At 48.3% G+C, this 25,509-nt stretch carries 24 protein-coding genes and 2 pseudogenes; 20 read left to right on the forward strand and 6 right to left on the reverse strand.

Annotation, left to right across the window (positions count from 1 at the left end; translation table 11 throughout):
- Nucleotides 1–3 precede the first annotated feature (3 nt).
- The 4 genes from M3650_RS18285 to M3650_RS18305 all read left to right on the forward strand — a co-directional run bounded on the left by M3650_RS18285 (nt 4) and on the right by M3650_RS18305 (nt 3,909).
- A complete protein-coding gene (locus M3650_RS18285; RefSeq protein ID WP_251576829.1) occupies nt 4–1,347 on the forward strand; it encodes a TldD/PmbA family protein in 1,344 nt (447 codons plus the stop codon).
- A gap of 300 nt (nt 1,348–1,647) precedes the next feature.
- On the forward strand, nt 1,648–2,022 hold the full coding sequence (locus M3650_RS18290) for a 6-phosphogluconate dehydrogenase (RefSeq protein WP_251576830.1): 375 nt from the start codon (nt 1,648–1,650) through the stop codon (nt 2,020–2,022).
- Nucleotides 2,023–2,683: 661 nt separating this feature from the next.
- Complete coding sequence (locus M3650_RS18300; protein ID WP_483311759.1) at nt 2,684–3,601, forward strand: IS1595 family transposase; 918 nt, start codon at nt 2,684–2,686, stop codon at nt 3,599–3,601.
- Between the two features lie 146 nt (nt 3,602–3,747).
- The gene (locus tag M3650_RS18305; protein ID WP_251576831.1) at nt 3,748–3,909 is read left to right on the forward strand and encodes a hypothetical protein; all 162 of its coding nucleotides are present in this window, start codon (nt 3,748–3,750) and stop codon (nt 3,907–3,909) included.
- 352 nt (nt 3,910–4,261) lie between these two features.
- Here M3650_RS18305 and M3650_RS18310 read toward each other — a convergent pair whose 3' ends face one another.
- Nucleotides 4,262–4,555 carry a YerC/YecD family TrpR-related protein gene (locus M3650_RS18310; RefSeq protein WP_019421078.1) on the reverse strand — a complete coding sequence of 98 codons (294 nt, stop codon included), beginning with the start codon at nt 4,553–4,555 and terminating at the stop codon, nt 4,262–4,264.
- 308 nt (nt 4,556–4,863) lie between these two features.
- Here M3650_RS18310 and hppD point away from each other — a divergent pair, with 308 nt between their 5' ends.
- The 10 genes from hppD to M3650_RS18360 all read left to right on the forward strand — a co-directional run bounded on the left by hppD (nt 4,864) and on the right by M3650_RS18360 (nt 13,729).
- Nucleotides 4,864–5,976 (forward strand): 4-hydroxyphenylpyruvate dioxygenase, encoded by a 1,113-nt coding sequence (hppD, locus tag M3650_RS18315; protein WP_251576832.1) that lies wholly within the window; start codon nt 4,864–4,866, stop codon nt 5,974–5,976.
- Between the two features lie 27 nt (nt 5,977–6,003).
- Nucleotides 6,004–6,615 carry a flavin reductase family protein gene (locus M3650_RS18320; protein ID WP_019421080.1) on the forward strand — a complete coding sequence of 204 codons (612 nt, stop codon included), beginning with the start codon at nt 6,004–6,006 and terminating at the stop codon, nt 6,613–6,615.
- A 26-nt stretch (nt 6,616–6,641) separates the two neighbouring features.
- The gene (locus M3650_RS18325) at nt 6,642–7,607 is read left to right on the forward strand and encodes a fumarylacetoacetate hydrolase family protein (protein WP_251576833.1); all 966 of its coding nucleotides are present in this window, start codon (nt 6,642–6,644) and stop codon (nt 7,605–7,607) included.
- A 24-nt stretch (nt 7,608–7,631) separates the two neighbouring features.
- Nucleotides 7,632–8,813, forward strand: coding sequence for a homogentisate 1,2-dioxygenase (locus M3650_RS18330; protein WP_251576834.1), 1,182 nt, complete (start codon nt 7,632–7,634; stop codon nt 8,811–8,813).
- A gap of 22 nt (nt 8,814–8,835) precedes the next feature.
- Complete coding sequence (locus M3650_RS18335; protein ID WP_251576835.1) at nt 8,836–9,564, forward strand: CoA transferase subunit A; 729 nt, start codon at nt 8,836–8,838, stop codon at nt 9,562–9,564.
- On the forward strand, nt 9,561–10,220 hold the full coding sequence (locus M3650_RS18340) for a 3-oxoacid CoA-transferase subunit B (protein WP_251576836.1): 660 nt from the start codon (nt 9,561–9,563) through the stop codon (nt 10,218–10,220). Before M3650_RS18335 ends, M3650_RS18340 begins: the two co-directional genes overlap by 4 nt.
- A 28-nt stretch (nt 10,221–10,248) precedes the next feature.
- Nucleotides 10,249–11,367 carry a histidinol-phosphate transaminase gene (hisC, locus tag M3650_RS18345; protein WP_251576837.1) on the forward strand — a complete coding sequence of 373 codons (1,119 nt, stop codon included), beginning with the start codon at nt 10,249–10,251 and terminating at the stop codon, nt 11,365–11,367.
- 79 nt (nt 11,368–11,446) lie between these two features.
- A complete protein-coding gene (locus tag M3650_RS18350) occupies nt 11,447–12,628 on the forward strand; it encodes an acetyl-CoA C-acetyltransferase (protein ID WP_251576910.1) in 1,182 nt (393 codons plus the stop codon).
- Complete coding sequence (locus M3650_RS18355; RefSeq protein WP_251576838.1) at nt 12,615–12,845, forward strand: hypothetical protein; 231 nt, start codon at nt 12,615–12,617, stop codon at nt 12,843–12,845. The genes M3650_RS18350 and M3650_RS18355 overlap by 14 nt, the downstream gene beginning before the upstream one ends.
- On the forward strand, nt 12,842–13,729 hold the full coding sequence (locus M3650_RS18360; RefSeq protein ID WP_251576839.1) for a metallophosphoesterase: 888 nt from the start codon (nt 12,842–12,844) through the stop codon (nt 13,727–13,729). The genes M3650_RS18355 and M3650_RS18360 overlap by 4 nt, the downstream gene beginning before the upstream one ends.
- Before the next feature lie 591 nt (nt 13,730–14,320).
- On the opposite strand, the gene M3650_RS18365 is transcribed toward M3650_RS18360, so the two are convergent.
- Complete coding sequence (locus tag M3650_RS18365) at nt 14,321–15,121, reverse strand: alpha/beta hydrolase (RefSeq protein ID WP_251576840.1); 801 nt, start codon at nt 15,119–15,121, stop codon at nt 14,321–14,323.
- Between the two features lie 290 nt (nt 15,122–15,411).
- Here M3650_RS18365 and M3650_RS18370 point away from each other — a divergent pair, with 290 nt between their 5' ends.
- Both M3650_RS18370 and M3650_RS18375 read left to right on the forward strand, forming a co-directional pair.
- Nucleotides 15,412–16,848 (forward strand): MFS transporter, encoded by a 1,437-nt coding sequence (locus M3650_RS18370; RefSeq protein ID WP_251576841.1) that lies wholly within the window; start codon nt 15,412–15,414, stop codon nt 16,846–16,848.
- Between the two features lie 11 nt (nt 16,849–16,859).
- Nucleotides 16,860–17,035: pseudogene (locus M3650_RS18375) on the forward strand (nucleotide disphospho-sugar-binding domain-containing protein); the annotation flags it as partial.
- Between the two features lie 13 nt (nt 17,036–17,048).
- On the opposite strand, the gene M3650_RS18380 reads toward M3650_RS18375, so the two are convergent.
- On the reverse strand, nt 17,049–17,942 hold the full coding sequence (locus M3650_RS18380; protein WP_251576842.1) for a LysR family transcriptional regulator: 894 nt from the start codon (nt 17,940–17,942) through the stop codon (nt 17,049–17,051).
- Nucleotides 17,943–18,060: 118 nt separating this feature from the next.
- Here M3650_RS18380 and aroC point away from each other — a divergent pair, with 118 nt between their 5' ends.
- The gene (gene aroC / locus M3650_RS18385; RefSeq protein ID WP_251576843.1) at nt 18,061–19,119 is read left to right on the forward strand and encodes a chorismate synthase; all 1,059 of its coding nucleotides are present in this window, start codon (nt 18,061–18,063) and stop codon (nt 19,117–19,119) included.
- A gap of 277 nt (nt 19,120–19,396) precedes the next feature.
- Entirely contained in the window at nt 19,397–19,867 is a 471-nt protein-coding gene (locus M3650_RS18390) for a hypothetical protein (RefSeq protein ID WP_251576844.1), read from the forward strand.
- A 93-nt stretch (nt 19,868–19,960) separates the two neighbouring features.
- Here the strand turns inward: M3650_RS18390 and M3650_RS18395 are convergent, their stop codons facing one another.
- Complete coding sequence (locus M3650_RS18395; protein WP_251576845.1) at nt 19,961–21,355, reverse strand: hypothetical protein; 1,395 nt, start codon at nt 21,353–21,355, stop codon at nt 19,961–19,963.
- 165 nt (nt 21,356–21,520) lie between these two features.
- Nucleotides 21,521–22,102, reverse strand: coding sequence for a histidine phosphatase family protein (locus M3650_RS18400; RefSeq protein WP_019421096.1), 582 nt, complete (start codon nt 22,100–22,102; stop codon nt 21,521–21,523).
- A gap of 274 nt (nt 22,103–22,376) precedes the next feature.
- Between M3650_RS18400 and M3650_RS18405 the strand changes: the two genes are divergently transcribed.
- Complete coding sequence (locus tag M3650_RS18405; protein WP_251576846.1) at nt 22,377–23,591, forward strand: MFS transporter; 1,215 nt, start codon at nt 22,377–22,379, stop codon at nt 23,589–23,591.
- A gap of 102 nt (nt 23,592–23,693) precedes the next feature.
- Here the strand turns inward: M3650_RS18405 and M3650_RS18410 are convergent.
- Nucleotides 23,694–24,181, reverse strand: a pseudogene (locus M3650_RS18410) (IS30 family transposase); the annotation flags it as partial.
- A 290-nt stretch (nt 24,182–24,471) separates the two neighbouring features.
- Here M3650_RS18410 and M3650_RS18415 point away from each other — a divergent pair.
- Nucleotides 24,472–25,449 carry an aldo/keto reductase gene (locus tag M3650_RS18415; protein WP_251576847.1) on the forward strand — a complete coding sequence of 326 codons (978 nt, stop codon included), beginning with the start codon at nt 24,472–24,474 and terminating at the stop codon, nt 25,447–25,449.
- Nucleotides 25,450–25,509 lie beyond the last annotated feature (60 nt).

Below are 25,509 nucleotides of genomic sequence, written 5' to 3' on the forward strand. Positions count from 1 at the left end.
GACATGGACGTTACACAATTTCAACAGCAGTTATTTGCAAAAGGAATCGAGTCCGGCTGTTCCAATATGGAGATCTATTATGAGCAAGTCCGTTCTACTACGGTACGGGTGTCAAAAGGGGAAATTGACGCATATACGATTAAAGAGAGCGGGGGTCTATCGTTTCGCGGCGAATTCGCCGGCAAGATGGGCTATGCTTATTCCGAACAGATCGATGAGAGAGTGATTGATTATTTAATAGATGAAGCGCGCAACAATGCGGAAGTGATGGAGAGTGAAGAGAACGACGAATTGTTCGCGGGCTCCGCGAGCTATCCCGAATTAACCACGTACTCGGAACGTCTGAATCACGTTGCTCCGCAAGCGTTGATAGATGCCGCTCTTGAGATGGAGTCGGTCGCCGTGGAAGCGGATTCGCGCATTGCTATGGTGCGCAGCTCGTCTGTAACGATCTCCGAGAGCGAGGTCCTGATCGCCAATACGCGGGGGCTGGATTGCCGGGCCAAGTACAGCTCAGCAGTCGGCAGCATCTCTGTCGTAGCCAGAGACGCAGCCGACACGACGACGGGCGAGTGGTTCGATTTTTCACTGCAAGACTTTGATGAAATCAATTTTGCGGATATCGCACGCAAGTCGGTACAGGAAGCTGTGTCGAAGCTGAATGCCGATACGATTGCATCGGATAATTATCCGGTTATTTTCCGCAATGATGCAGCGAGTACGCTTTTGAATGCCTACACCACTATTTTTTCTGCGGAAGCGGTAGATAAGGATTTTTCTCGTTTAAAAGGAAAGCTGGGCGAGCAGGTAGCCGGCAGCAATATTACGATCGTGGACGATCCGCTCATACCGCACGTTCCTGCCCAATGTGCCTTTGATGCGGAAGGACACGCGACGCGGCGCAATGAAATTATAAAAGAGGGCAAGCTGCTTACCTTTTTGCATAACGGGAAGACTGCGAAAAAGTCCGGAATCGATTCAACAGGACACGCTTCTAAAGGCGGCTACCGCGGCAAAATCGGGATTGCACCACATAACTTATATGTAGAGCCTGGCACAGTCACCTTGGAGAAAATGATTGCAGGCACCGGACGAGGATTAATGATTGTGCAGCTTCAGGGACTTCATGCGGGCACCAATGCGGTCTCGGGTGAATTTTCGTTGTCTTGCATCGGCTTCTTGATTGAAGCCGGGAAAGTGAAGCGGCCGGTCAATCAGATTACCGTTTCTGGCAATTTATTTAATGTGTTAAATGAAATCGAAGAAGTCGGCAACGATTTGCGCTTCACAGGCAAGTGCAATTCACCATCGCTCAAAATAAAGTCGTTAACGATTTCTGGAGCGTAACAAGCTCTGAAGGAAACATTAAAAATTGTATTTGCTCAGATCCAGCAGTTCTTAGTAACTTGCTGGGTCTTTTTTTGTTTGAAATCACGGAGATCATAGATATCTAGATAATAAAATGTCTATTTTGTGAAAAGAATGTGTCAAAATTGTTAATACATATGGTATAATAAGGAACAAAGGTTCACATGTAGCAATTTGTAAATGAAACAGATTGGGGCGGATATGAAAATGAGGTATCGAATAAAATATCCTACGCGAACAAAAATGGTTTTGGCGGTCTCCGTATTATTTAGTGTTGCAATGCTTCAGGTGGCCATGATGGCTGAGCGGACATTTCCTGTTCTGTTCTTCATGCAGCTGGCTGTAATGGCGATACTGGTTGTTTCGCTCGTGATTGAAGCATACGTGAGATTAGGCAAGCGTATGTTGGAAATACGAGATGGGTCCGAAACATTAAACATTAACGGATATCAATTGGATGCCAATCAAATTCAAATGATTAAAGTAAAGGGATATCAACACGCCGCCATCGGCTTGCAGCTCAAAGGAAAGAAAGCGGTTCCAACAAAATACTGTTTTAAGTTCGTGGACGCTAAGCATACTCAAGAACTGCTCAAATGGGCCGAGCGCAACCAAATTCAGGTCACAAATACTTATTTCATGACTTGGGTGTAACGAACAGCGAATGAGTATGCGTGTTCATTGCAAGCTTGCTCGGAATCATTGTGGAAGGCATCGCGGTCTGGAAGACGTGATGCCTATTTTTTGTTTTCTCCAACGAATCCCAATCCGTTCCATCGGTGTGAGTTTGAATAATGCAGGTTCCCTCTTCCGTGTGCTCATACTCAATACTAGTTGGTGTGGTCCTCACCCAATGACTCAGATTGAGCAAGGAAAGGTTCGTAGAAGTGCTCTTTTGTCCACTCTCCCACTAACTCAGATTGGCAAGGGAAGGTTCGTAGAAGTGCTCTTTTGTCCACTCTCCCACTAACTCAGATTGGCAAGGGAAGGTTCGTAGAAGTGCTCTTTTGTTCACTCTCCCAATAATTCAGGTTGGCAAGGGAAGGTTCGTAGAAGTGCTCTTTTGTTCACTCTCCCAATAATTCAGGTTGGCAAGGGAAGGTTCGTAGAAGTGCTTTTTTGTTCACTCTCCCAATAATTCAGGTTGCGTAATGAAAGGCCCGGTACTGAATGATAGGATAGATGTAGATCTAGATGTAGATGTAGATGTAAATGTAGATGTAGATGAAAAGCGTCCTACTTGAAACCTCACTATTTGTTTGTTATAATTTGTATAACAAGAACAAATGTTCTCTTTTTTTGAGGAGGTGGGAATATGACGGGGCAGCTGTCATTTGAGAGTTTGGAGGAATTATTTGCGTATTTTCATTCTGAGGATAGGTGCGTAGAAGAGATATTTCAGAGAAAGTGGCCTCATGGTTTCGTCTGTCCTCGCTGCAACCATGGAGAGGCGTATACGATACGTTCGCGCAGGCTGCCGCTATATGAATGTCGCTCCTGTCGTCATCAATGCTCTCTTATTGCTGGAACTGTGATGGAAGGAAGCCATACGGCTCTCTGGAAGTGGTTGGCTGCCATCTGGCTTATTTCAAGAACCGAAGAGGGGATTAATGCGGTGAAGCTAAGTAGGATCATCCAAGTGACGTACAAGACGGCTTGGGCGATGCTGCATAAGCTTAGAGCGGTCATGGGCGCTGCAGATGCCGAGTGTCCGTTTGATCATGACGTTCGTGCCGCTTTGACATACTATGGGTCGGAGCACACTCCTTTATTTGAGCTGCACCCTAAGGAGCATCCTTATCTCATTGCTGCCTCCGTACACGCGGATAACAGCCCCACCTATGTGAAAATGAAGCAAGTATTACGCAATCATTTGTCGTCCGACAAGAGCCTGTTGACTGCCGGGCGGACGGCCTTTGTCTCACAGCACGTATCTTCGATTACAAGCAAGATCGACATCATGAAGCACCATTTCCGTTTTCGCCGACCAGATGTGCTTCGCTATATCGCCGATCACGTTCAAGCCTGGATAAATAAGACGTTTCACGGCTTGGGCGGAACTTATTTGCAAGCTTATTTGAACGAATATTGCTACCGCCGCAATCTCGAATCGCAACAGGTATCCATTTGGGAGCGGTTAACTGAACAATGCCTGTCAATGAACACCTTTACAGCAGTAGCATGGAGACGCTGCAGAAGAACGTGTAGAAAGATAATGCCCCTTGCTGCCTGAGACGTAGCTTCTTTTCTCTAAACTATCGTTTACGTGGAGACTGCTTATATTTGAACATGAAGCTACTCTATCACACGGGTACTGTCTGCATTTTTATGAGAGCGTTTACATGTTGCAGATAGGAGCAATTCGAAAGAAGACGAGCTATGGCCAAATGTATGGTGAACAGAGTCAAGTTGACCGGTGTTGCATCGGATGATGCATCGTTGGATCCATACGAAATTCGAGCTCATCTTTATTCAGATGGTCTGCTTTTGCAAATGCATAAGCTATGGGAAGCGTGCTGCAGTTCAGCAGATGCGCGGTGATAACCAGATAGAGTTAGGGAACAAGATGTGACAAAAAGAACGGTATTGCGGGTGGAGTGCCGATTCTGTAAACGAAACGTAGGGACTGAGTCCTTCAATTGAACTTTGCCAAATGGTCGTTCGATAGGGTTCGCAATTTTCTGAATAATGGGGTTAGTGGGCAAAAGGGCTTTTTGACGAACCCTTCTTACATAAAGGTTGTTCAAAGAGCCCCTTTTGAGCACGCAGCTCCCCAAGATGTCATTCGACATCGAATCTTGCTGACACTCTAGCGAACGGAACATTTCGTTCATGACGAAGAGTCAATGTATGGCGAACTGACAGATGGCCCCGGAACGCATTGCATTCCGGGTTATTGCTGTTCCAGCCTGCTCAGCATGAGCCGATAGCTGCCGTTGCCGTGATGCAGGCTTCGCTTGACTCGTGAAATGATGGCCGTGCTCGCGCCGGTTTCCGCTTCAATTTCCATATAGGTGCTTCCATTCAACAGCATCTTAGCAACTTCGAGCCGTTGGGACAACGTCTGCAGTTCTTTTGGAGTCGCCAAGTCCTCAAAGAAACCGTAACACTCATCCATATTTCGTAACTTCATAATAACCCCTAGCAATTGCTCGATCGTCGGATCGCCTGATCGTTTGGCATGCATAACTATCAACTCCAGAAATTAGAAATGAATACCGCGAATGAGTGTGCATCTATCTTTTTTGACATCGTCGGCCAATCTCCTGCTATTTTGTTCAAAAAATATTCACATTTAAGAGATTGTCATTGCAGTAAAGCAACATTGTATTTATGCATGCCTGCGATAGTGTTCTTATGCGTGTATGTACAAATGCGTTTATACACGCATGCGATTGAGCAGGTTCGCGTTCGAGCACGCTTTTGCTAGTTATTGGTATTCGTCATATACTTTCAATAGTAAGAAGCCAATGATGCCAAGTAGGAGGATGTTCCATGAAAAAACAAGCGATAACCGAACAAACGGCGCAAGAAGTTTTCCCGATTCAGGACATTGATTACATTGAATTTTATGTAGGAAATGCAAAACAAGCGATGCACTTCTTTGTCAAAGCATATGGATTTCGTCCCGTTGCCTATTCCGGGTTGGAAACAGGAAATCGGGAGCAGGTGTCGTATGTGCTGGAGCAAAACAAAATCCGTTTCGTCTTATCCGGCGCTCTCTCCGACAACCATCCGATTGCCGAATTCACCAAATTGCACGGTGACGGCGTCAAAGATGTCGCCTTGCGGGTAAATAATGTTGAAAAGGCTTACAAAGATGCGGTGTCGCGCGGAGGAATCGGCATTATGGAACCGGTCGAATATTCGGACGAACACGGCATGGTGAAAAAAGCAGTTATCGGCACTTATGGCGATACGATTCATACCTTAATAGAACGAGACAATTATAGCGGTTTGTTCCTGCCTGGTTATCAGACGGTGGAAGATGTCATTCCTTTCCAACCATCGGGACTCATTGGCATCGATCATGTAGTGGGCAACGTCGAGGAAATGGAAGAATGGGTGACTTACTACGAAAACGTCATGGGCTTCAAACAAATGATTCATTTTGATGATGAAGACATTAGTACGGAATACTCTGCTCTGATGTCCAAAGTGATGCACAACGGAGGAAGAATTAAATTCCCGATCAACGAGCCGGCAACGGCCAAACGAAAGTCGCAAATTCAAGAATATTTGGAATACTTTAATGGGCCGGGCGTCCAGCATCTTGCCTTGCTCACCAATGATATCGTAACGACGGTAAAGGAATTGCGCGAGAACGGAGTAGAATTTCTCAACACACCGGATTCCTATTACGAAATGTTGTCAGAGCGGGTAGGACGCATTGATGAAGACATCGAAAAACTGAAAGAATTGAAAATATTAGTTGATCGCGATGATGAAGGATATTTGCTCCAAATCTTCACGAAGCCGCTTGTCGATAGACCAACATTATTTTTCGAGATTATTCAACGCAAGGGAGCCGTCGGTTTTGGCGAAGGTAATTTCAAAGCGCTGTTCGAGTCGATCGAACGGGAACAGGAGCGCCGCGGCAACTTGTAGCACGGCTGCGGGAAGGAGTAATTCCGAATGCAAATCGCACCGCACGAACTGCACTGGAAAGATGCTTACAAATTGTTAATCGGCTCCATCCTGCCGCGTCCGATTGCCTTCGTCTCCACAATAGACGGGGAGGGCACGGCTAATCTTGCCCCGTTCAGCTTTTTTACGGCCATTTGCGCGGAGCCGATGTTGGTCTGCTTCGCTCCGATGCGCAGAGGGACGGACGGCAGTAAGAAAGACACGCTTGCGAACATCGAAGCGACCGGTGAATTTGTCGTGAACATCGTCGGGGAACGCATCGTTGAGCCGATGAATGAGACTGCCGCCGAATACAGCCCCGACGTCGATGAATTTGAAGCGGCGGGGCTGACGAAGGTCCCTAGTGAGATCGTTCGTCCTTACCGGGTGAAGGAGAGCGACGTCCACATGGAATGCGTGCTCCACGATATCATCACCTTCGGCGAACAGCCGGGCGCGGGCAGTCTGGTCATCGGCCAAGTAGCGTTCATGCATATTAACGACGAGCTGTACGCCGACGGGAAGATCAACGCCGAGAAGCTGCTTCCCATTGGGCGCATGGCGGGCCACGTGTACACCCGGGCCGTGTCCGACACGTTCGTCCTGGAAAGAAAAAAGTAGACCTTGAGCGGGGGACGGAAGAGCCTATGAAGTTTGTGACCTTTGACAACGGCTCAGGGGAACCGCGTTCCGGCTGGCTGAAGGATCATGTCATTATTGATATGCACGCCATTAGCGGAGGCCGGCTTCCTAGAGATTTGCTGGATTTTGTGCGCCAGCAGGAGCATATGGCTGACGTTGTTCGGATTGATCAAGATCTTGGTCATGATGTAGAGGAATTGTCCGCCCATGAAGCCGTTTATGCGTTGAAAGACGTTATATTGTGCGCGCCTATTCCGAAGCCGCCGAGTGTGCGCGACTTTTACGCATTCGAAGCGCATGTGAGAACGGCAAGACAAAGACGGGGGCTGGATGTCGTTCCAGAGTGGTACCGGTTCCCGGTTTTTTATTTCACCAATCATCAGGCCATCATCGGTCCGGGTGAGCAGGTGAGACGGCCTCTTGCATGCACCTCATTGGATTATGAATTGGAAGTTGCCTGCGTAATAGGAAAAGAAGGCAAAAACATCTCAACTAGCGAAGCGGAATCATATATTTTTGGCTATTGCATCATGAATGACTGGAGCGCGCGCGATATCCAAAGGGAAGAAGTGAAGGTGGGACTCGGTCCGGCAAAAGGCAAAGATTTCGCCACGTCGCTCGGCCCGTACCTCGTCACCGTAGACGAGTTGGAACAGCACCGAGCGGGTGAGCGGTACGATCTGACAATGACGGCCCGCGTCAATGGCGTGGAGCTGTCACGCGGCAACTTCCGCGACATCCATTATACCTTCGGGGACATGATAGCAAGGGCGTCGGCGGATGCAACGCTATACCCTGGTGATGTCATCGGGTCGGGGACGGTCGGAACGGGGTGCATTCTGGAACTTGGGACGGAAGTGCATCGCTGGCTTGAACCCGGTGATGTCGTCGAACTTGAAGTGACGGGACTTGGCGTGCTGCGCAACATCATCGGAGAATCGTCGGTGTGCGGTTTGTCAGATCGGAATTGAATGGAAGAGAGGAGGGCGTGTTCGATGGCCTATTATCGTCAGATGGGAGAAATCCCGAAGAAAAGGCATACGATGTTCCGCAAGGAAGACGGTACCTTGTATCGCGAGCAAGTAATGGGTACGAAAGGATTCTCGGGCATCCAATCGATATTGTATCATCATCATCCGCCTACGGCTGTCAGCAGAGCGGAAGTACATGCGAAATTCAACATCGAATTCGAGGAACAAGGAGCACTGCGTCATCGGCATCTGCTGACTGGGGGATGCAAGGAAACGGGCAATGCCGTTGATGGAAGACGCTATATGCTGGGCAACGAAGACGTGCTCATCGCCGTTGCGAATGCGAACCAATCCATGGATTATTACTACCGCAATGGGGACGGGGACGAGCTCTTGTTCGTGCATGAAGGAACAGGGAGCGTCGAAACCATGTTCGGAACGCTGCATTACCGTCCAGGGGATTATATTAACATCCCGATAGGAACTATTTACAGGATCATTCCAGATGCAGGAGAATCCAAGCTGCTGGTAGTGGAAACGAACAGTTGGATTACAACCCCCAAGCGCTACCGCAATCCGTATGGACAGCTGCTCGAACACAGTCCTTTCTGCGAGCGGGATTTTCGCGGACCCGAGAAGCTCGAAACCCATGTGGAATGCGGAGAGTTCGAGGTAAGAACGAAATCTAGAGGCTTTATTCATGCACATACCTTCAACCATCATCCTTTCGATGTCGTAGGTTGGGACGGTTATTTATATCCGTGGATTTTTAATATCGGGGATTTCGAGCCAATTACGGGGCGCATTCATATGCCGCCACCAATCCATCAGACATTCGAAGGCAATAACTTTGTCATTTGCTCCTTCGTTCCCCGCTTATACGACTACCATCCGGAGGGGATTCCCGCTCCTTATTTTCACAGCAACGTAGACAGCGACGAAGTGCTGTATTATGTCAAAGGCAACTTCATGAGCCGGAAGGGAGTAACGGAGGGGTCCATCACTTTGCATCCATCGGGAATTCCCCATGGCCCGCATCCTGGCAAGGTTGAAGATAGCATCGGTAAAAAGGAAACGTTGGAGCTAGCGGTGATGATCGACACCTTCCGCCCGCTTCGTGTCGTGAAACAGGCGCTGCAGTATGAGGATCCCCGATATATGTACAGCTGGTGCGCAGTATCGCCAGAAACAACGTCTACCGTGTAAGCTGATGAAAGGGGCGCATGCAATGAATAAGGGGAAAGTGGTACATTCCGCCGCAGAGGCCATTCAAGACATTCGGGACGGCGCTACCTTGATTGTGGGGGGATTCGGCTTATGCGGAATCCCCGAACAAGCGATATTGACCTTGCGGGACAAGGGAGTGAAGGATTTAACCATCGTCAGCAACAACTGCGGAGTGGATGACTGGGGGCTAGGTCTCCTGCTAGCCAATAACCAAATCAAGAAGATGATCTCCTCCTATGTGGGGGAGAACAAAATCTTTGAACGGCAATTTCTTAGCGGCGAGCTCGAGGTAGAGCTCGTTCCGCAAGGCACGCTGGCCGAGCGGATAAGGGCAGGCGGAGCTGGCATTCCGGCCTTCTATACGGCAACGGGAGTCGGTACATCGGTTGCGGAAGGCAAGGAGCATAAACAATTCAATGGCCGCACATACATTATGGAAGAAGCGATTGTCGGCGATTTTGCGTTTGTGAAAGCGTGGAAGGCAGATACGATCGGTAATCTAATCTATCGGAATACGGCCCGGAACTTTAACCCTTTGGCTGCGGCCGCAGCCAAAGTTACGATTGCCGAAGCGGAGGAGATAGTCGAGACAGGACAATTGGATCCGAATCACATCCATACGCCTGGCATTTACGTGCAACGGCTGCTGCTCGGAACCGGCTATGAAAAGCGGATCGAACGGCGCACCGTTCTTCGAACCGCCTCACAGGGAACGGAGGGAGTGAGATGAGCGACGCTCGTCTGGTCATCGTCAAGCGTGCCGTGCTGGAAATCGCGGACGGCATGAACGTGAATCTGGGAATCGGCATGCCGACGCTCGTCGCAGGTGAAATTCCACCGGAGTTCAGCGTCATGCTTCATTCCGAGAACGGCTTACTCGGAATCGGTCCTTATCCTTTGGAAGGAAGCGAAGATCCGGATCTGATCAATGCGGGCAAAGAAACGGTAACCGCCGTGCAAGGCGCTTCCTACTTCGACAGTGCCGAATCGTTCGCCATGATCCGGGGAGGTCATATCGATGTCGCTATCTTAGGTGGAATGGAAGTATCGGAACAAGGCGATCTCGCGAACTGGATGATACCCGGGAAAATGATTAAAGGCATGGGCGGAGCTATGGATCTGGTGAGCGGCGCCAAGAGAATCGTAGTCATTATGGAGCATGTGAACAAGCACGGCGAACCCAAGATTAAACGTCAGTGCAGTCTGCCGTTAACGGGCAGGCGGGTCGTTAACAGGTTAATCACCGATTTGGCCGTATTTGATTTCACGGAGGAAGGCATGGTATTGATTGAAACCCAGCAAGGAGCCAGCGTAGAAGCGATTCGGCAAAAGACCGAAGCTTCATTTACGGTCAGCCCCGATCTTAGGACAGCAAATACGTTGTGACGGTACTATTGTATAGGAGGATGTTCTCATGCATGTTTCGGTCAAAATTCCGACCCGGAAAGAGATTGAGCATCTGGGCGTTTACGTTCCAGGCAAACCGATTGAAGAGGTAAAAAGGGAGTTCGGCCTTACCGACATCGCCAAGCTTGCGTCGAACGAAAATCCATACGGCTGCTCGGATCTGGCGAAACGAGCCGTCATTCGCGAAATGGATAAATCGGCCTTGTACCCGGAAGGAACAGCTCCCGAATTAGCGGCAAAATTATCCGTTCACCTCGGGATCGAGCGGGAGCGCATTATTGTTGGCAACGGCTCTGACGAGATTATCCGATTGCTGACGCGGAGCTACATTTCAGCAGGCGATGAAGCGATCATGGGCGATGTCACCTTTTCGCGCTATGAGACCAACGTGCGCATCGAAGGAGGCGTACCGATAACTGTGCCGCTGATCGACGGCGTGCACGATCTTGCCGGAATGCTGCAGGCCGTCGGTACGAACACCAAAATGATATTCGTGTGCAATCCAAACAATCCCACGGGAACGATTGTCGGGCGCAGCGAACTGCTTTCTTTTATCAAAGAGGTACCAAGCCACATTATACTCGTCATCGACGAAGCCTATTGCGAATATGTGTCAGACCCCGCGTTTTTGCAAACCATTCCACTGCTCGCGAGTCATCCGAACCTGGTCATTCTGCGCACGTTTTCTAAAATATACGGTCTAGCCGCGCTGCGCATAGGTTACGGCTTGATGCATCCGTCCGTTGTTCAAGAGCTTATTAAAGTAAAAGAACCGTTTAATTCGAACCGCTTGGCTCAGGCTGCCGCCATCGCATCACTGGACGACGCTCCATTTGCGGCGGACTGCGCGCGACGCAACGAAGAGGCTCGAAACGGTTTGCAGCACGAACTGGAACAAATGGGGCTGTCCTGTTTTCCTTCGCACGCCAATTTTTTGATGGTGAAGCTGGGAAAATCAGGGGATGATGTGTTTCAAGCTTTACTCGCGCAAGGCGTCATCGTGCGTTCAGGCAGTCTGCTCGGATATCCAGATACCATCCGTGTGTCGGTCGGAACGGACCAAGAGAACCACGCCTTTATTACAGCGCTCCAACGGGTCATCAACGATGGGAATGAACCACGGTGAACCGGGGATAAACGGGGATAGCAAGGATTAGCTAAGCCCAGGAAAAGTGATTTGCTAAAAAAGCGGGGGAGGTGATGGTCTGACTGACGTCGTTATTGCGAGCGCCGTGCGAACGCCGATTGGCTCGTTTATGGGAGGATTGAGTCAAGTGCCGGCCGTTGATCTGGGCGCATTGGTCATCAAAGAAACGCTGGAGCGAACGGGAATCCCCCTTGATGCAGTACAAGAGGTCGTAATGGGGAATGTGCTGCAGTCTGGTCTCGGTCAAGGTCCCGCCCGTCAGGCTGCAGTCCGATCAGGCCTATCCTATGAGGTGCCGGCGGTTACGGTTAATAAAATATGCGGTTCAGGCCTGAAAGCGGTCATCATGGCCGCGCAAGCCGTCAAGGCAGGGGACGCCGAACTGATCGTAGCAGGCGGGATGGAAAATATGTCGCTGGCTCCTTACTTATTGCAGCAAGGCAGATCCGGCTACCGCCTAGGAGATGGGACGGTTGCGGATAGCATCATGAAAGACGGGCTTACATGTGCCATTTACGACATTCATATGGGGATGACAGCGGAAAACATAGCAGAGAAATATCAAATCACAAGAGAACAGCAAGATGCGTTTGCGTTAACAAGTCAGCAGCGTGCCCAACAGGCATGGAAACAGCAGCGATTTGCCGATGAGATCGTAAATGTGGCGTTGCGGGACAAGAAGGGCCATGTAACCATGATGGAATCGGATGAACACCCTCGACCAGATGTAACGGCGGATGTGTTGGCACGATTGAAGCCTGCGTTCAAGCAAGACGGCACCGTAACGGCCGGGAACGCTTCCGGCATCAATGACGGGGCGGCAGCGGTTGTGGTCTGCTCATCGCGCAAGGCGAAGGAGCTCGGGCTCACCATACTTGCACGCATCCGCTCCTACGCCTCCACAGGCATTGATCCGTCGATTATGGGCATGGGACCGGTCTCTGCTGCGCAGGTTGCTTTACAGAAGGCGGGAATGTCCATACAAGATATTGATCTGGCGGAATTAAACGAAGCCTTTGCCGCACAGTCGATTGCGGTAATGCGCGAACTAGGACTCGATGAGGCTATCGTAAACGTAAACGGTGGCGCCGTTGCGTTAGGACACCCGATTGGAGCAAGTGGAGCGCGCATTCTGGTTACGCTGCTGCATGAAATGAGGAGAAGGCAGGCGGCAGCGGGTCTCGCTGCCCTATGCGTAGGCGGTGGTCACGGAGTCGCTGTCATCGTTGAACAAGTATAATGCAACAGATGTCAACTATATGGCGCTGAAGAACGCGCTTGACGGACAATCCACTCCTGAATGGATTGCCCACATCTATCTGGGCCTTCGATATGAAGGTCTATTTATTTTCACTCAGATATGGAAGGCATTGCGGTCTGGAAGCCGCAGTGTCTTCTTTGTTTGTCATACTGGTGTAACAAAGCCGGCTTATGATAAACGCGAGGTGAGAAGATGAATCACAACATCAGCGTTAAACGCACAAAACGCACGCTTATTGGATTGTTGGCAAGCTTGCTGCTTACTGCAGGCATACTATTCTATAGCTATGACATGGAGCCTAAAACCTTAACGGTGACCAGACATCATATAACAAGCCCTACTATTCCTCATGGCTTTGACGGAAAGACAATCCTTCAATTTTCAGATGTTCACTTAGGAAAAAACTATGCGCATAACCAGCTCTGTACATTAGTGAATCGAATCAATCAGGAGCAGCCGGATATCGTGGTGTTTACAGGTGACTTGATAGACAACTTCAATCAATACGGCTCGCAAAGAAAAGGCGCCCAGCCAATATTAGCTCAGATTCAAGCCCCATTGGGCAAGTATGCGGTGTTCGGCAATCATGACCGTGGAGGCGGGGGAAGCAGGCTGTACAAGCAGTATATGGAGGGGGCCGGATTTACGGTTCTCGTGAACGAAGCAAGAAAAATTACGGCTGATGACGGGGAGAGCATTACAATCAGCGGTCTGGATGACTTTTTATTGGGCAATCCTGATATTCCCCAAGCCCTTCAACCGCTGCAAATGGAAGATTTTAACCTCCTTCTGGTGCATGAACCGGATATTGCGGACCTTATTATGAGCTATCCAGTTGATCTCCAGCTCTCCGGCCATAGCCACGGCGGACAAGTCCAAATTCCGTGGTTCGGAACGATCTATACGCCGCCGTTGGCCAAAAAATATGTGGAAGGGTGGTATGCTGTAGACGATGCGAACACGCAAAATAAACCGCTGCGGCTCTATGTCAACCGCGGTATCGGCACAACGGAATTGCCCATCCGCTTTCTGAGCGCGCCGGAACTGACGGTAATCCAACTCCAGCACAGGAAGTCTTAATTGACTCCTCCAATCCCAATTCGTTACCGGCCATTCCGTCCTATTAATCGAGCATGATCCCTATGTATTGTCCTATTGCGATTATTTGATTGAATTAGGACCGGCCGGAGGTAATCAAGGCGGTGAGATTGTCGCTAGCGGTAGCCAGAGGAACTAAGAAAGGATGCTTGATCGGCGATTGGCTCGTTTTTAGATGAAGATAAGAACTCATAAAATAAGAATAGGCTGTAAAATTACTCTGCAAATTTTCCTTATGTCCATTCTCCCATACCGTCAGGAAGGATGACGACGGGGATGATATCCCTGCCAATTCGTATATACCAGGCCATACAGCGGTCCCTCATAATGACTGATAACGAGAGTCGCCCTTGGGCGCGTCGCCTCCTGAAGGATGGGGAGAATGAAGCAAAGAGGTGGATGAAGCGAATCACCGTCAGTCTGAACGCACATTGCACGAACGGAGCATTTCGTTGATGATGAAGTGTTAATGTATTGCTTGTTGAGAGATGGTACGCCTTAAGGCGTGTCCGTCCCGGCCAGCTGCTCGACCTCGAACAGCAGCGGGGACGGATGTGGATGAGTGCTGAACTTCTAATCGCGGCCTGCTTCAACCAGCTTCTGCGCTACCATCGTCGGATTGGTATGGAAGGGAGTCATATGGTCGCCTTTTGCGGTAATCAAGCGGAACAGACCGAGGCGGCTCGACATGTGCGGATGCCACCCATACTGCTCGCCTTGCGGCACCGCCGTGTCTTCTGTGAGGTAGAAGTAGCTTTTAGGGATGTCGAGACGGTAGAACTTTGTTAAATCAAGTTTCTCGAACAATGGACCAGCTGGCTCGGGCGTAACCGTGTTATAAACCTTTTGCGCCAGATCGAGGCTGGCCGTATTCATGAACGTTTCACGCCAGATTGGAAAGGGCAGCATAATCGTGTTGTCTTTCGATTTTTTCGCAAGATCAGCCCATAAAGCTTTGCCTTGCGGCGGAATCTCGTCCGCAGCGCTATTTCCGTCTGCAACGACAAACGCATCCATAAACACGAGACGCCTAATGCGGCTAGGAATCCGTTCCGCCACTTTGGAAATGACCGTGCCCCCAAAGCTATGGCCTACAAGGACAATATTGTTCAAATTTCTTTCCGTTATAAAGTTTACGACGGCATCAACGTAATTGGTATGGGTCACTGCTTTGTTCGGATCTTTGCCGTGTCCCGGCAGGTTGGGGGTGTACACCTTGTTGCCTGTATTGCGCAGTCTCTCGGCGGTCATGTTCCAATAGCTGGAGTCGCCCCACGCGCCGTGGACAAGGACAAAGGTAAGCGGCCTTTCTATTCTCACGGCTGGTTCTAGGGATTCTGCATATACGGGCTCGGTTGGGGCCGTAACGGCCATGCTCCTCATCGCCAAGTGCGAGCAAGGATGCAGAACGGTTACGGGATAAGGGGAGTAAGTATATGGCCGAAAGTAAGGAGGTTGATACAGGTAATGATACATGTTTCATTCACCTTCTCATCATTTTTGTGCATCTGCCTATACCATATGCCGAAGACGGGAATATTGCGCCGATCTGACGCTGTTGACAGCATTAATGGCTATGATTATAATGGTCGTAGCAACTATGGTCACATCTATTAAAGTGAGGTTTAATCATATGACAACTATGGTTGCGATTAGTATAGGAGGTGACAAAAACAATAAACTCTAAAAAGATTGGGATTTTCGACGTTCAGTACAGGGCATTGACCATCGGTATTATTTTGACCCTTACTACCGTAGCATTTGAAGGATTGGCCATTACGACGATAGCGCCTAAACTGGCACAAAGTTTACATGGTATCCATTTATATGGATGGATATTTAGTGCCTTTCTGTTATCTCAAATCATAGGCACCATGGTCATGGGACAACAGATTGATAAGCACGGTGTTTTCAAATCGATCATCTCATCTTTTATTATCTTTGTTATAGGTATCATTATTGCGGCTGTTTCATTTCATATGTACATGCTTATTGCAGGAAGAGCCTTTCAAGGTTTTGGTGCAGGCGCCCTCATAACTTGTGTATACTACAGCGTTACATTAAGCTATCCTGACTCTCTCAGAACTAAAATTTTAGCTGCATTTTCAATCGCATTTGTTCTACCTGCATTAATTGGCCCTTATGTGGCAGGACTTATAGCTGCTTATGTGTCATGGAGATTCGTCTTCTGGATTGTTCTTCCTTTGATTGTCCTAGCGTTAAGCTTAACGCTTCCTTCCTTTCGCAACATACCAACTAAAAGCACATCAGCTAAAAAAGGCAGTTATAAAGAAATATACGCCATATTACTTGCTATTGGAACGGGCTTGCTGCTATCCGGATTAGGTTTTATATCCGATTGGAAAGGAATTGCGCTTTCTGTTGTTGGAGTTATCATCATGATTCAGCCTTTGCGAAAGCTGCTTCCAGCAGGCACCTTTTTAGTTAATAGGGGTTTGCCGGCAACCATTGTTTCTAGAGGGTTATATGTTGCATGCTACTTTGCTACCGAAAGTTTCGTTGTCTTGGCTCTAACCGAAGTTAAAGGTTTATCGGAAGAACTTGCAGGTTTGATAGTGGCTGCAGGAGCATTAAGTTGGTCAGCCGCAGCGTGGCTGCAATCCCAGCTCGATGAACGAGATCATGGTCATGGCAGAAAAAAACGGGTGATTTTCGGTATAGGGGTTATGATCGTTGGGGTAACACTCGTGATAATAGCCATCGGATTTCCAGGCGGCGGGATTGCAATCGCATTGATTTCACAAATCATTACAGGATTTGGTGTAGGATTAGCCAATCCAACTACGGGAGCGATTGCACTGCAGCATGCTCAGGCAGGGAAGGAAGGAGAGGTATCCGCAACGATTCAATTCATTGATTCGTTTAGTATTGGATTGAGCATTGGATTAAGCGGCGCTCTCATAGCCCTAAGCGAGACATTTCAATGGGGGATATTCACCGGAGTAATGATGGCTTTATCTCTCCAGTTATGCTTCGTGCTTCTAAGCTTGGTGACTTCTTTCCGCATTACAACTCAGATTCACGAAGTGTCTCATACGCTTTACGATGTGAAAGGTTCCGATGTAACGGCTTCATCGTAGTTGATGTTTAATTTATCGGACATGCCGGGATGAACAGTACAAGTGAAGCCTTGTATTACAATGTCCCTCTGGTGATGATTCCATTAACATCGGCTCAACCTCTCTGGCCAACCGGGTGCAAGAGCTTGGAGCGGGCATTGCCGTGGATAAAAACAAGTTGACGTCTGATGCTTTGAGATCTGCACTATCTAGAGGTAATGTTATCTCATATCGTCAAGCGACGCGGTGAGCATATTCAGAAAATGATTGGCCGATATGGATAAAGAAATATCTCGGCGCGTCGCGACCGCGATCGAACGCTCCGGTATCGGGTCTGTCAATTGAAGTTCATATAACTTTTGTTCCTTCAATTCTTGCTTAATGAAGGAGCGCGTCACGAAAGCAGTTCCATAACCGCGATGAGCCAATTCTATTAACATATCCATGCTGCTTAGCTCAATGTCCACTTCGGCAGTGACTCCAAGTGAGAAGAGCCATTCTTCGACGTAGCGTCTGGTGCTGCTTCCCTTAGAGAGCAAAAGCAGCGGTATTTTTATTAATTCCCGGGCAGTAACCGGATGTTCCAGCAGATGTCGATAGGAATGGCCTACAACGAAACAATCTTGAATGGTTGCGAGATGCTTCACATCGAGCTCATGGTCAGACATTGGGAGATGGACAAATCCCAAATCAATTTGACCGTTTTTTAGCTGTTCTCGAATCTCAGCGCTTCTGCCTTGCGAAAGACGAATCCGGACTCCTGGATATTGAGCATGAAACTTATCAAGGGGCGGTACTAAAAGGTGCTTGATGATGGGGCCGCTTGCGCCGATTCGAAGTTCTCCCGCGGAAAGGCGCTTGAGGGAATGCACTTTATCTTCTCCGGCTTGCAGCAACGAGAATGATTGTTCCACATATCCCAGCAATGCCGCACCTTCGGGTGTCAGCTTCACCCCTTTGGAAAGGCGATCGAACAATTTCACTCCCAAGGAGGCTTCCAATTGCTTAATTGCATAGCTAACCGAAGGTTGAGTAATATGAAGCTCTTGCGCTGCCTTTGTTAAATTCCCCGCTCTGGCTGTGTATAGGAATATGCGATACCATTCCATATGCATATGATATTAATCCTCTCTATGACAAGACTAGTATATTTGAATTTCATTTATTTCACTGCAGAAATTATAATGAAATCAGATGATGGATGTCAACGTAACTATGGGGAGGCTTATTGCTATGTCTGGAAATTCTTTTGGCAATATATTTACAATCACTACTTTTGGCGAATCGCATGGAGAGGCTGTCGGGGTAGTCGTTGACGGTGTTACTCCTGGCGTGGAAATAGACGAGCATTACATTCAAGCACAAATGGATCGCAGAAAACCAGGGCAATCTTCCGTTACTACTCCAAGGAAGGAATATGATATTATCCAAATTCTATCTGGCGTCTTCGAGGGAAAGACAACGGGAACCCCGCTTTTTATTATGCTTCACAATAAAGACATGAGACCCGAAGCCTATGATGATATCAAATATGCATTCCGTCCCGGACACGCTGATTTTACTTACTTAAAGAAGTACGGCATCCGGGATCACCGGGGCAGCGGGCGAGCTTCCGGCCGAGAGACGGCCGGAAGGGTAGCCGCGGGAGCTGTGGCGCGCAAATTGCTCGAACATCGAGGGGTGTCTGTCGTGGCCTACACCAAGGAAATCGGCGGAATCAAATGCGATGCATTTATTGAACGTGAGATTGAACAAAATGCGGTCAGAGCATGCGATCCGGAGGCCGCTCGCAAAATGATCGAGAAAATTCATCATTTGGCCTCCGTTGGCGATAGCTGCGGCGGGATTGTGGAGTGTAGAATTAGAGGGGTGAATCCCGGTCTAGGCGAGCCAGCGTTCGATAAATTAGACGCGGAGCTTGCTAAAGCAATGCTATCCATCGGAGCAGTTAAAGGCATAGAGTTCGGCGCCGGTTTTTCAGCAGCGGAAATGCTGGGGAGCGAGCATAACGACCAGATGGACTCCTCCGGTTTTTTGAGCAATCATTCGGGCGGGATTATTGGAGGAATAAGCACGGGCAATGAAATTATTTTTAGAGTCGCCGTGAAACCCACTTCTTCGATTTCTCTTCCCCAAAAAACGATGAATGTGCATGGCGAAGAACAATTAATCGTGACAGAGGGCAGACATGACCCCTGCATATGTCCAAGAATCGTACCCGTTGTGGAAGCAATGGCTTGTCTTGTCGTTGAAGATCAATATAAGCGTCAAGCTGCCTTGATTCATGCATGACAGGATTTGTTCCGGAAACTGAACTTGTAATGGAGCAGCAGTAGTCCCTACATGCCATCCAGTCAAATGATGAGCGGCATTTTTGCCGTGACCTTATAAGGTTGATACAGCTCTCAGGCGATGCCACGCCATCCTGCCCATCAAGTCACTGCGATGATGGAGGGACTGCTGCGAATTGTAAGGGGTATATAATTTGGAATTGTACATAGACAATCACCCAATTCAATACACAGTGAATAAGATATCTTGGAGTATATTTAAATTGGAGGAATAAGTGATGACTATGTGCAGACATGTATACCCTTATTACGGCGTGAGCCCATCAACAGAACCATATTTATACCCGAGCACTGAACAGATAACTGAAACAGAATCCCGTATTGCCAGCCTGCCCGTCTTATCATTTAGTGTCGTTGCTAATGGTTATAGAGGCCTTTTGCAAATTCAAAATATTGGTAATGATGGAACTGTTACCGGAACTATATTTGGAGAACCGCTTATTGGTTTTTGGGACGAAAATTCACTTAAGCTCACATTTCAAAGATTGACTACAAGCAGTCCGACTCCCCAAAACCCTTATCAAGTTCTCAATGCTACTGCAATCCAAATCTATACGGGTTACCTGTTTACGGATGTTACAAATCGATCGCTTTACACGCTGGCAGGGTCGTTTGAGGCTTTTCATGGTACTGGAGGCACGGCGTCAAAAACCGTGTTCGGATGGTTTGCTCAAGCCCTACGAACGTAACAAACTTCCCACACATAGGGCAGAAGTCCCATCAAGCAGAAAGATCCTCCACCGAGACCAGCTCGGGTGAGGAGCTTCCTATCGTTTTTTGGATCAGTCTTCCTGGTATACGCGATGGCGCACGATATCGCCGGGATGCAAAACAAGCAGAGGTCCCCACGATGGATTCTGATCATGCATCGATTTTAACAGAAGTATCATCCGCTGAAAAATCATGTCGATTTCCGCATGCTGCACCAAGGCGCCCGTCACGGCGGCCGCGACCACGTGAGCTGCGTAGAATCCAGACCGCATATGTTCAGGCAGCGGACCCGCGGTGCTCAACAAAGCTCGTAATTGCGCAGTGAGGGACTCGTCCCGATTTTTCCAATTCTGAATTTGGTCCAAACTGTGATTTTCCAGCGTATGCAGCTTCGTCGTCATGATGGCGGCGGCCACGATCTTTGCAGACAGCTTGGCTTCCTCAGCGCCGACAACTTTTCCTTCCAGACGGATGTGGGTCAGATCTTTGTCTGTTTCTGTCTCGATGAGCTGCTCCCAGATATTAGCTTGGTCGAATTGCAGGATACCTACGGCATAGGCGGCTAAATATCCTCTCAAAATGTCAGCTGGATGGACGTCAGTCTCCGAACCGATATTTTTGAGCGCGGGAATTCCCGAAGTGGCCGCCCGGATTCCACGGAAATAACCAATCAAACCGATCCCTGCCGCAGGTCCCAGATTGAGTACCCCTAGGATGTCTGATGCCGTCTCGTCTATACGATGAGCCCAATATTCAGCCAAATCATCTCCGAGATTGTTCGCAAGAAGAGCCGCTCGTACCGTATCCGCTAATTCTTCAAGCAGCCCCGTATCGGCATGCAAAATATCATGCCCGCCCGTTTCGTGGCCCAAGCTGGACCAGGCCAGCAGGCCCCGTTGGGCATGAGCGGGAGGAAGACTTACGATACCCGTTTTCAAGCCTATCTGGGCTGTTCCGTCAATCGGGATGGTATACGGACCGAATTCCGGCTTCCCCCACTTAACGAGCGGCGGTATCATGCTCAAGTCTGGACGTTTCACTCTCGCTCTGTCTTCAGCGCTTAAAAAACCGTCGTACAGATCGCTTACCATCTCCTGAAAAGCGTCAGTGGCATCCGCGTTGTAGCCTTCACCGTTCTGCAGTATGGTTTGTGCGATATCGAACAGTAGAAAGGCTGGTCCTTCGCGACGGGGATCGTGAATTAAAATGTCGGTGAACCCTTCTGGACCCAGTTGATCCAGCGCTTTAAGGAATGGTTCAACGACTGCGTCCCGGTACAGAACAGGCAGCTTTCTGCGTACTGCCTCCAATCTGCCGCGCAGTTGGTGGTAATCCGTCGGGTCAGGCGGGCCGGGAATATTGGAAACGATGGCCTTTCTGACATCTTCAACACATTGCGGAAGGTTCCTTATATCGGGTTCGAACGTAACTTCTCCGTTCGTGAGCACATCGTTTCGTTCAAGCATCGTACATCCTCCGTTATATAAATTTATTTACATATGTAACTTATCCCACATAAATAAAGTTATCCCTAAAAACAGAATACTAGTACAAATATATAACAGTGAACAAATAGAGTTGTGCAAATCTCATATCGTCTGCAATGAAACGAATAAAAGTTTTCAGCCGTTTTAGGTCCAAATATGCCGTATTTGTTGTACCTCTCCATCTGCAAATTCAATCAAGAAAACATCAGGATTCGTCAGTTCCATGCACGTCTCGAAACCGAATCGAGCATCGTAACGCTGCAGCAGCAGTGTCATTGTAATTTGGTGGGTAACCAATAGATGCGTTTGTTGTTCACCGCCCCGTAAAAGTTGATCTACCAGCTCGCTAACCCGCTGCTGCACCTCGTGATTTGACTCTCCCTGGGGAAATTTCTTTTCCGGGTGTTCGAAATGCACACGTAATTCGGCCAGGATGGCCCCTATATCTTCATTACGGCTGACATTACCCAAATTCAGCTCCTTTAATTTGTCATTGATAGACACCGAAAGCTGTAATTTTTCAGCGATGATGTTCGCCGTTTCACACGCACGACGGTAGGGACTAGAGAGAAGGTTATCTGTACTTACTACACCTTGGCGCTGTAAAAACTCACCTAGCAGCTTCGCCTGTTGAACACCTTCTCGCGTAAGAGGCGTGTCGGGATCATTCAATGTCAGGCCCTGTTGGGCCCTACAATGGCGTATGACATATAGCTTGGTTGACATTGGGTATTTAGCCACTCCTCTATTTGAAATAAGTATCGTGCCAGACCTATTTTAGACTTGGAGCAGTTATTTATTCACGATATAGAGCACTCCGACAAATACCTTGAATGTCGGCTTCGCTGAAAATGTCAGACCAATGCCCATGTTCTTGTTACAAACCATTTTATTACATATAAGATTATTTTATGGAATTGATAAGTATAACTTTTATATCAGTCGCACAGATTAACCAGAGGAGGAGATTTGAATTCATTAATTGTATGGAGGTGTCGATTTGCAAACGGACAAACGGGCTGATTTATTAGCTCTTTCATCTATCCCTCTCATCATGACGTTAGGCAACTCCATGTTAATTCCTGTTCTTCCTGAGATACGGAGGCAATTACATGTTAGTACATTCCATACCAGCTTGCTGATTACCAGCTATTCAGTCATGGCGATTCTACTCATACCCATTGCCGGATATTTATCCGATCGGCTAGGTCGCAAGGCAGTCATTATTCCCAGTCTTCTCATCGCGGCGATGGGAGGCGCAGTATGCGGCGCAGCTGCGGTATGGATGGATAACTCCTATACCGTCATATTATTAGGTCGCGTGCTGCAGGGAATCGGAGCGGCGGGCGCCATGCCCATCGTGCTGCCTCTGGTCGGTGATATGTTCGACAATGAGAAAGACGTCAGCAGCGGACTTGGCATGATTGAGACGGCCAATACTTCTGGCAAAGTATTAAGTCCTATATTGGGATCCGCGTTGGTTGCTATTGTCTGGTATCTTCCATTCTGGTCTATACCAGTGCTCTGCTTCATCTCCATTACATTGGTCCTCTTTTTTGTTAAGAAGCCGCAGAAGCCTGAGAAAAAGCCTGTTCCTATCCGAATATTTCTTCATACAATCCTTCAGTTGTTAAAGGATAATTTCAGATGGCTCATGGCGTTGTTTATGATCGGAGGCATCGGCATGTTTATGCTGTTTGGGCTGCTGTTCTTTTTGTCTGAAACATTAGAGGAGATGCATGGTTATAAGGGCATTTTGAAAGGCTGCATCATGGCCATTCCATTAGCAATCTTGAGTGCGGCTTCCTTTATGACCGGCAAATGTATCGGGGAAAATAAAGTCTGGATGAAATGGATCGTATGTGTAGGATTCGGATTGTCAGCCGCTGCAGTGGGGGGATGTTTACTGTTCGATTCCGTAGCCGCAGTCATTACATGCCTGAGTGCAGCAGGGTTAGGCATTGGAGCATCTTTGCCGTGCCTGGATTCCTTTATAACTGATGGCATTGAGAAGGAACAGCGGGGGACAATCAGCTCCCTTTACAGCAGCATGCGGTTTGTGGGTGTGGCAGCAGGTCCAATGGTTGCATCACTCTTGTTGAAAACATCGGACAAAATTTTATTTTCGACGATGATTGCAGTCGGTGCAGTTGCGGCAATGCTAGCGCTCTTCGCCATTAGAGTGAGCACCTCTGAACCCAGCTTGCGCACCTGAAAATCTGTCTAATGGGGGGCGATTGGAAATTTTGCGGTTTGTATATTCTTTTATCAAGACGGATTGTCAAGCTAAGTGCGACAGTTCACTCACGAATGATTCTTACGCCGTTTTCCACCCAAGACATTTTCTTGGTCGGTTATTAATCAATTCTATTGCATGTGAAGTTCTTCCTCTGTGATCCTAGCAAAGTCATGTCCCTTGGGAAAGAACTCTCTGAGGAGCCCATTGGCATTCTCATTGGTTCCTCTTTGCCATGACAAATAGGGATCAGCGAAATAGACCTTCGCCGTCTGAAACGTGGGCGTAGGATAGGACTTAGCTACTTTATCAAATGTTTCTTCCATGGAAGAAGCAGTGCGATCAGACATCTTCACAGCAAGGTACAAGCGTGTCTTACACTCTGCAAAGGTAGCTACGCAGGCTTTGCTTTTACCACGACTGGATACGACCGTATCGAGTTCCCAATGCCCAAAGCTCTCACGCTTTCGTACTTCCTTGGGACGCTGGCTGATTGTTCTTCCGATATTGAATCGTCCGCGTGTTTCTGCTGGTTTGCGGCGTTTTCCTTTGTGTCGAAGAACTTCAATGCTCCCTTGTACCAGAAGGCCATGTCAAGCTGACTCGGTTAGGAAATATATAAAAGAAGGTGGAGATGCAGTTACAAGTGAATGTAATGAGTTGTTAAATAATTTAACACATAAGGTGTAAAATATGTACACAATTGAAATTAATAAAATGCGTATTGATTTCTACAACGCTTCTAATGGTTTCATTGTTAATTCAAATTACAAAGATGATTATATAATCAAATTACCTTAATGGTATAATTGCTACGTATAAACAGCACTATGAATATTGAAAAGAGGAGCTGGTTATCATGAATTTCCGCCGCCTTGGCAATAGCGGGTTGAAAGTGTCTGCATTAGGATTAGGGACGAACGCATTCGGGAAACGTTCCGACAAACAGACCTCGGTCCGAATTATACATAAGGCTTTGGATCACGGGATCAATTTCATAGACACGGCCAATATTTATGCGAACACCGAATCGGAGCGAATTATCGGACAGGCATTGGAAGGAAGACGTCATAACGTGGTGTTGGCGACAAAAGCCGGGTTAGTTCGCGGGGAAGGTCCGAATGATCGCGGGTCGTCGCGTTACCACTTGCAGCAAGAGCTGGACAACAGTCTGATGCGGCTGAAGACGGATTATGTCGATCTCTATCAAATCCACACGTTCGATCCCCATACACCGCTGGAAGAAACGTTAAGGGCGTTGGACGACATGGTTCGTTCGGGAAAAGTACGTTACATCGGGGCATCGAATTATGCGGCTTGGGAGTTGATGAAGGCTGTAGGCATGAGCGAGCACCTTGGATTGAACCGCTATGTGTCCATTCAGACAAGCTACTCTCTCGCCGATCGGACTCCAGAGCAAGAGCTCGTCCCTCTATGTCAGGATCAGGGGATTGGCATCATCCCGTATTTTCCGCTTGCCGGTGGTATTTTGAGCGGGAAATACAGTTCTACGGAAGCGGTACCGGAAGGCTCGCGGGCGGAAACCGATCCCAACTTTAGTAAGTTCCTTAATGATGACCGCATTACTCTGAGCAGAAATATTAGCAGTGTTGCTCACGACTTAGGCTGCACTCCCGGTGCGCTTTCCCTGTCTTGGCTCATTCACAGACCTTCCGTGTCAACGGTTATCGTAGGTGCTACAAAGGTTGAACAACTAGAGGAGAATCTGCACAGCATATCGATAAAGCTTGATGCAAATCAACTGGAAGAGCTGGATCAAATCAGTTATCCTTTCCGTTATGGAGAGCCGTTCGCTGTTTACCGCTTGCCGGAGTAGTAAAATTTTCCTGATTCGATAAAATGAATGGCACCGCGGGTTCATCTCGTCTCTTCATGA

This window comes from Paenibacillus sp. MER TA 81-3 (genome assembly GCF_023713585.1).
In the GTDB taxonomy this organism is placed as follows: Bacteria; Bacillota; Bacilli; order Paenibacillales; family Paenibacillaceae; genus Paenibacillus_B; species Paenibacillus_B profundus.

Bases quoted from the DNA above. Each gene is read 5' to 3' on its own strand.
- M3650_RS18340 (WP_251576836.1), top strand. From the start codon at position 9,561: ATGAGCGACGCTCGTCTGGTCATCGTCAAGCGTGCCGTGCTGGAAATC.
- M3650_RS18380 (WP_251576842.1), bottom strand. From the start codon at position 17,942: ATGCATATGGAATGGTATCGCATATTCCTATACACAGCCAGAGCGGGG.
- M3650_RS18320 (WP_019421080.1), top strand. From the start codon at position 6,004: ATGCAAATCGCACCGCACGAACTGCACTGGAAAGATGCTTACAAATTG.
- M3650_RS18395 (WP_251576845.1), bottom strand. From the start codon at position 21,355: ATGCTTGAACGAAACGATGTGCTCACGAACGGAGAAGTTACGTTCGAA.
- M3650_RS18310 (WP_019421078.1), bottom strand. From the start codon at position 4,555: ATGCATGCCAAACGATCAGGCGATCCGACGATCGAGCAATTGCTAGGG.
- hppD (WP_251576832.1), top strand. From the start codon at position 4,864: ATGAAAAAACAAGCGATAACCGAACAAACGGCGCAAGAAGTTTTCCCG.
- M3650_RS18365 (WP_251576840.1), bottom strand. From the start codon at position 15,121: ATGGCCGTTACGGCCCCAACCGAGCCCGTATATGCAGAATCCCTAGAA.
- M3650_RS18390 (WP_251576844.1), top strand. From the start codon at position 19,397: ATGACTATGTGCAGACATGTATACCCTTATTACGGCGTGAGCCCATCA.
- M3650_RS18290 (WP_251576830.1), top strand. From the start codon at position 1,648: ATGCTTCAGGTGGCCATGATGGCTGAGCGGACATTTCCTGTTCTGTTC.
- M3650_RS18305 (WP_251576831.1), top strand. From the start codon at position 3,748: ATGGCCAAATGTATGGTGAACAGAGTCAAGTTGACCGGTGTTGCATCG.
- M3650_RS18400 (WP_019421096.1), bottom strand. From the start codon at position 22,102: ATGTCAACCAAGCTATATGTCATACGCCATTGTAGGGCCCAACAGGGC.
- hisC (WP_251576837.1), top strand. From the start codon at position 10,249: ATGCATGTTTCGGTCAAAATTCCGACCCGGAAAGAGATTGAGCATCTG.
- M3650_RS18415 (WP_251576847.1), top strand. From the start codon at position 24,472: ATGAATTTCCGCCGCCTTGGCAATAGCGGGTTGAAAGTGTCTGCATTA.
- M3650_RS18360 (WP_251576839.1), top strand. From the start codon at position 12,842: ATGAATCACAACATCAGCGTTAAACGCACAAAACGCACGCTTATTGGA.
- M3650_RS18330 (WP_251576834.1), top strand. From the start codon at position 7,632: ATGGCCTATTATCGTCAGATGGGAGAAATCCCGAAGAAAAGGCATACG.
- M3650_RS18285 (WP_251576829.1), top strand. From the start codon at position 4: ATGGACGTTACACAATTTCAACAGCAGTTATTTGCAAAAGGAATCGAG.
- aroC (WP_251576843.1), top strand. From the start codon at position 18,061: ATGTCTGGAAATTCTTTTGGCAATATATTTACAATCACTACTTTTGGC.
- M3650_RS18335 (WP_251576835.1), top strand. From the start codon at position 8,836: ATGAATAAGGGGAAAGTGGTACATTCCGCCGCAGAGGCCATTCAAGAC.
- M3650_RS18325 (WP_251576833.1), top strand. From the start codon at position 6,642: ATGAAGTTTGTGACCTTTGACAACGGCTCAGGGGAACCGCGTTCCGGC.
- M3650_RS18300 (WP_483311759.1), top strand. From the start codon at position 2,684: ATGACGGGGCAGCTGTCATTTGAGAGTTTGGAGGAATTATTTGCGTAT.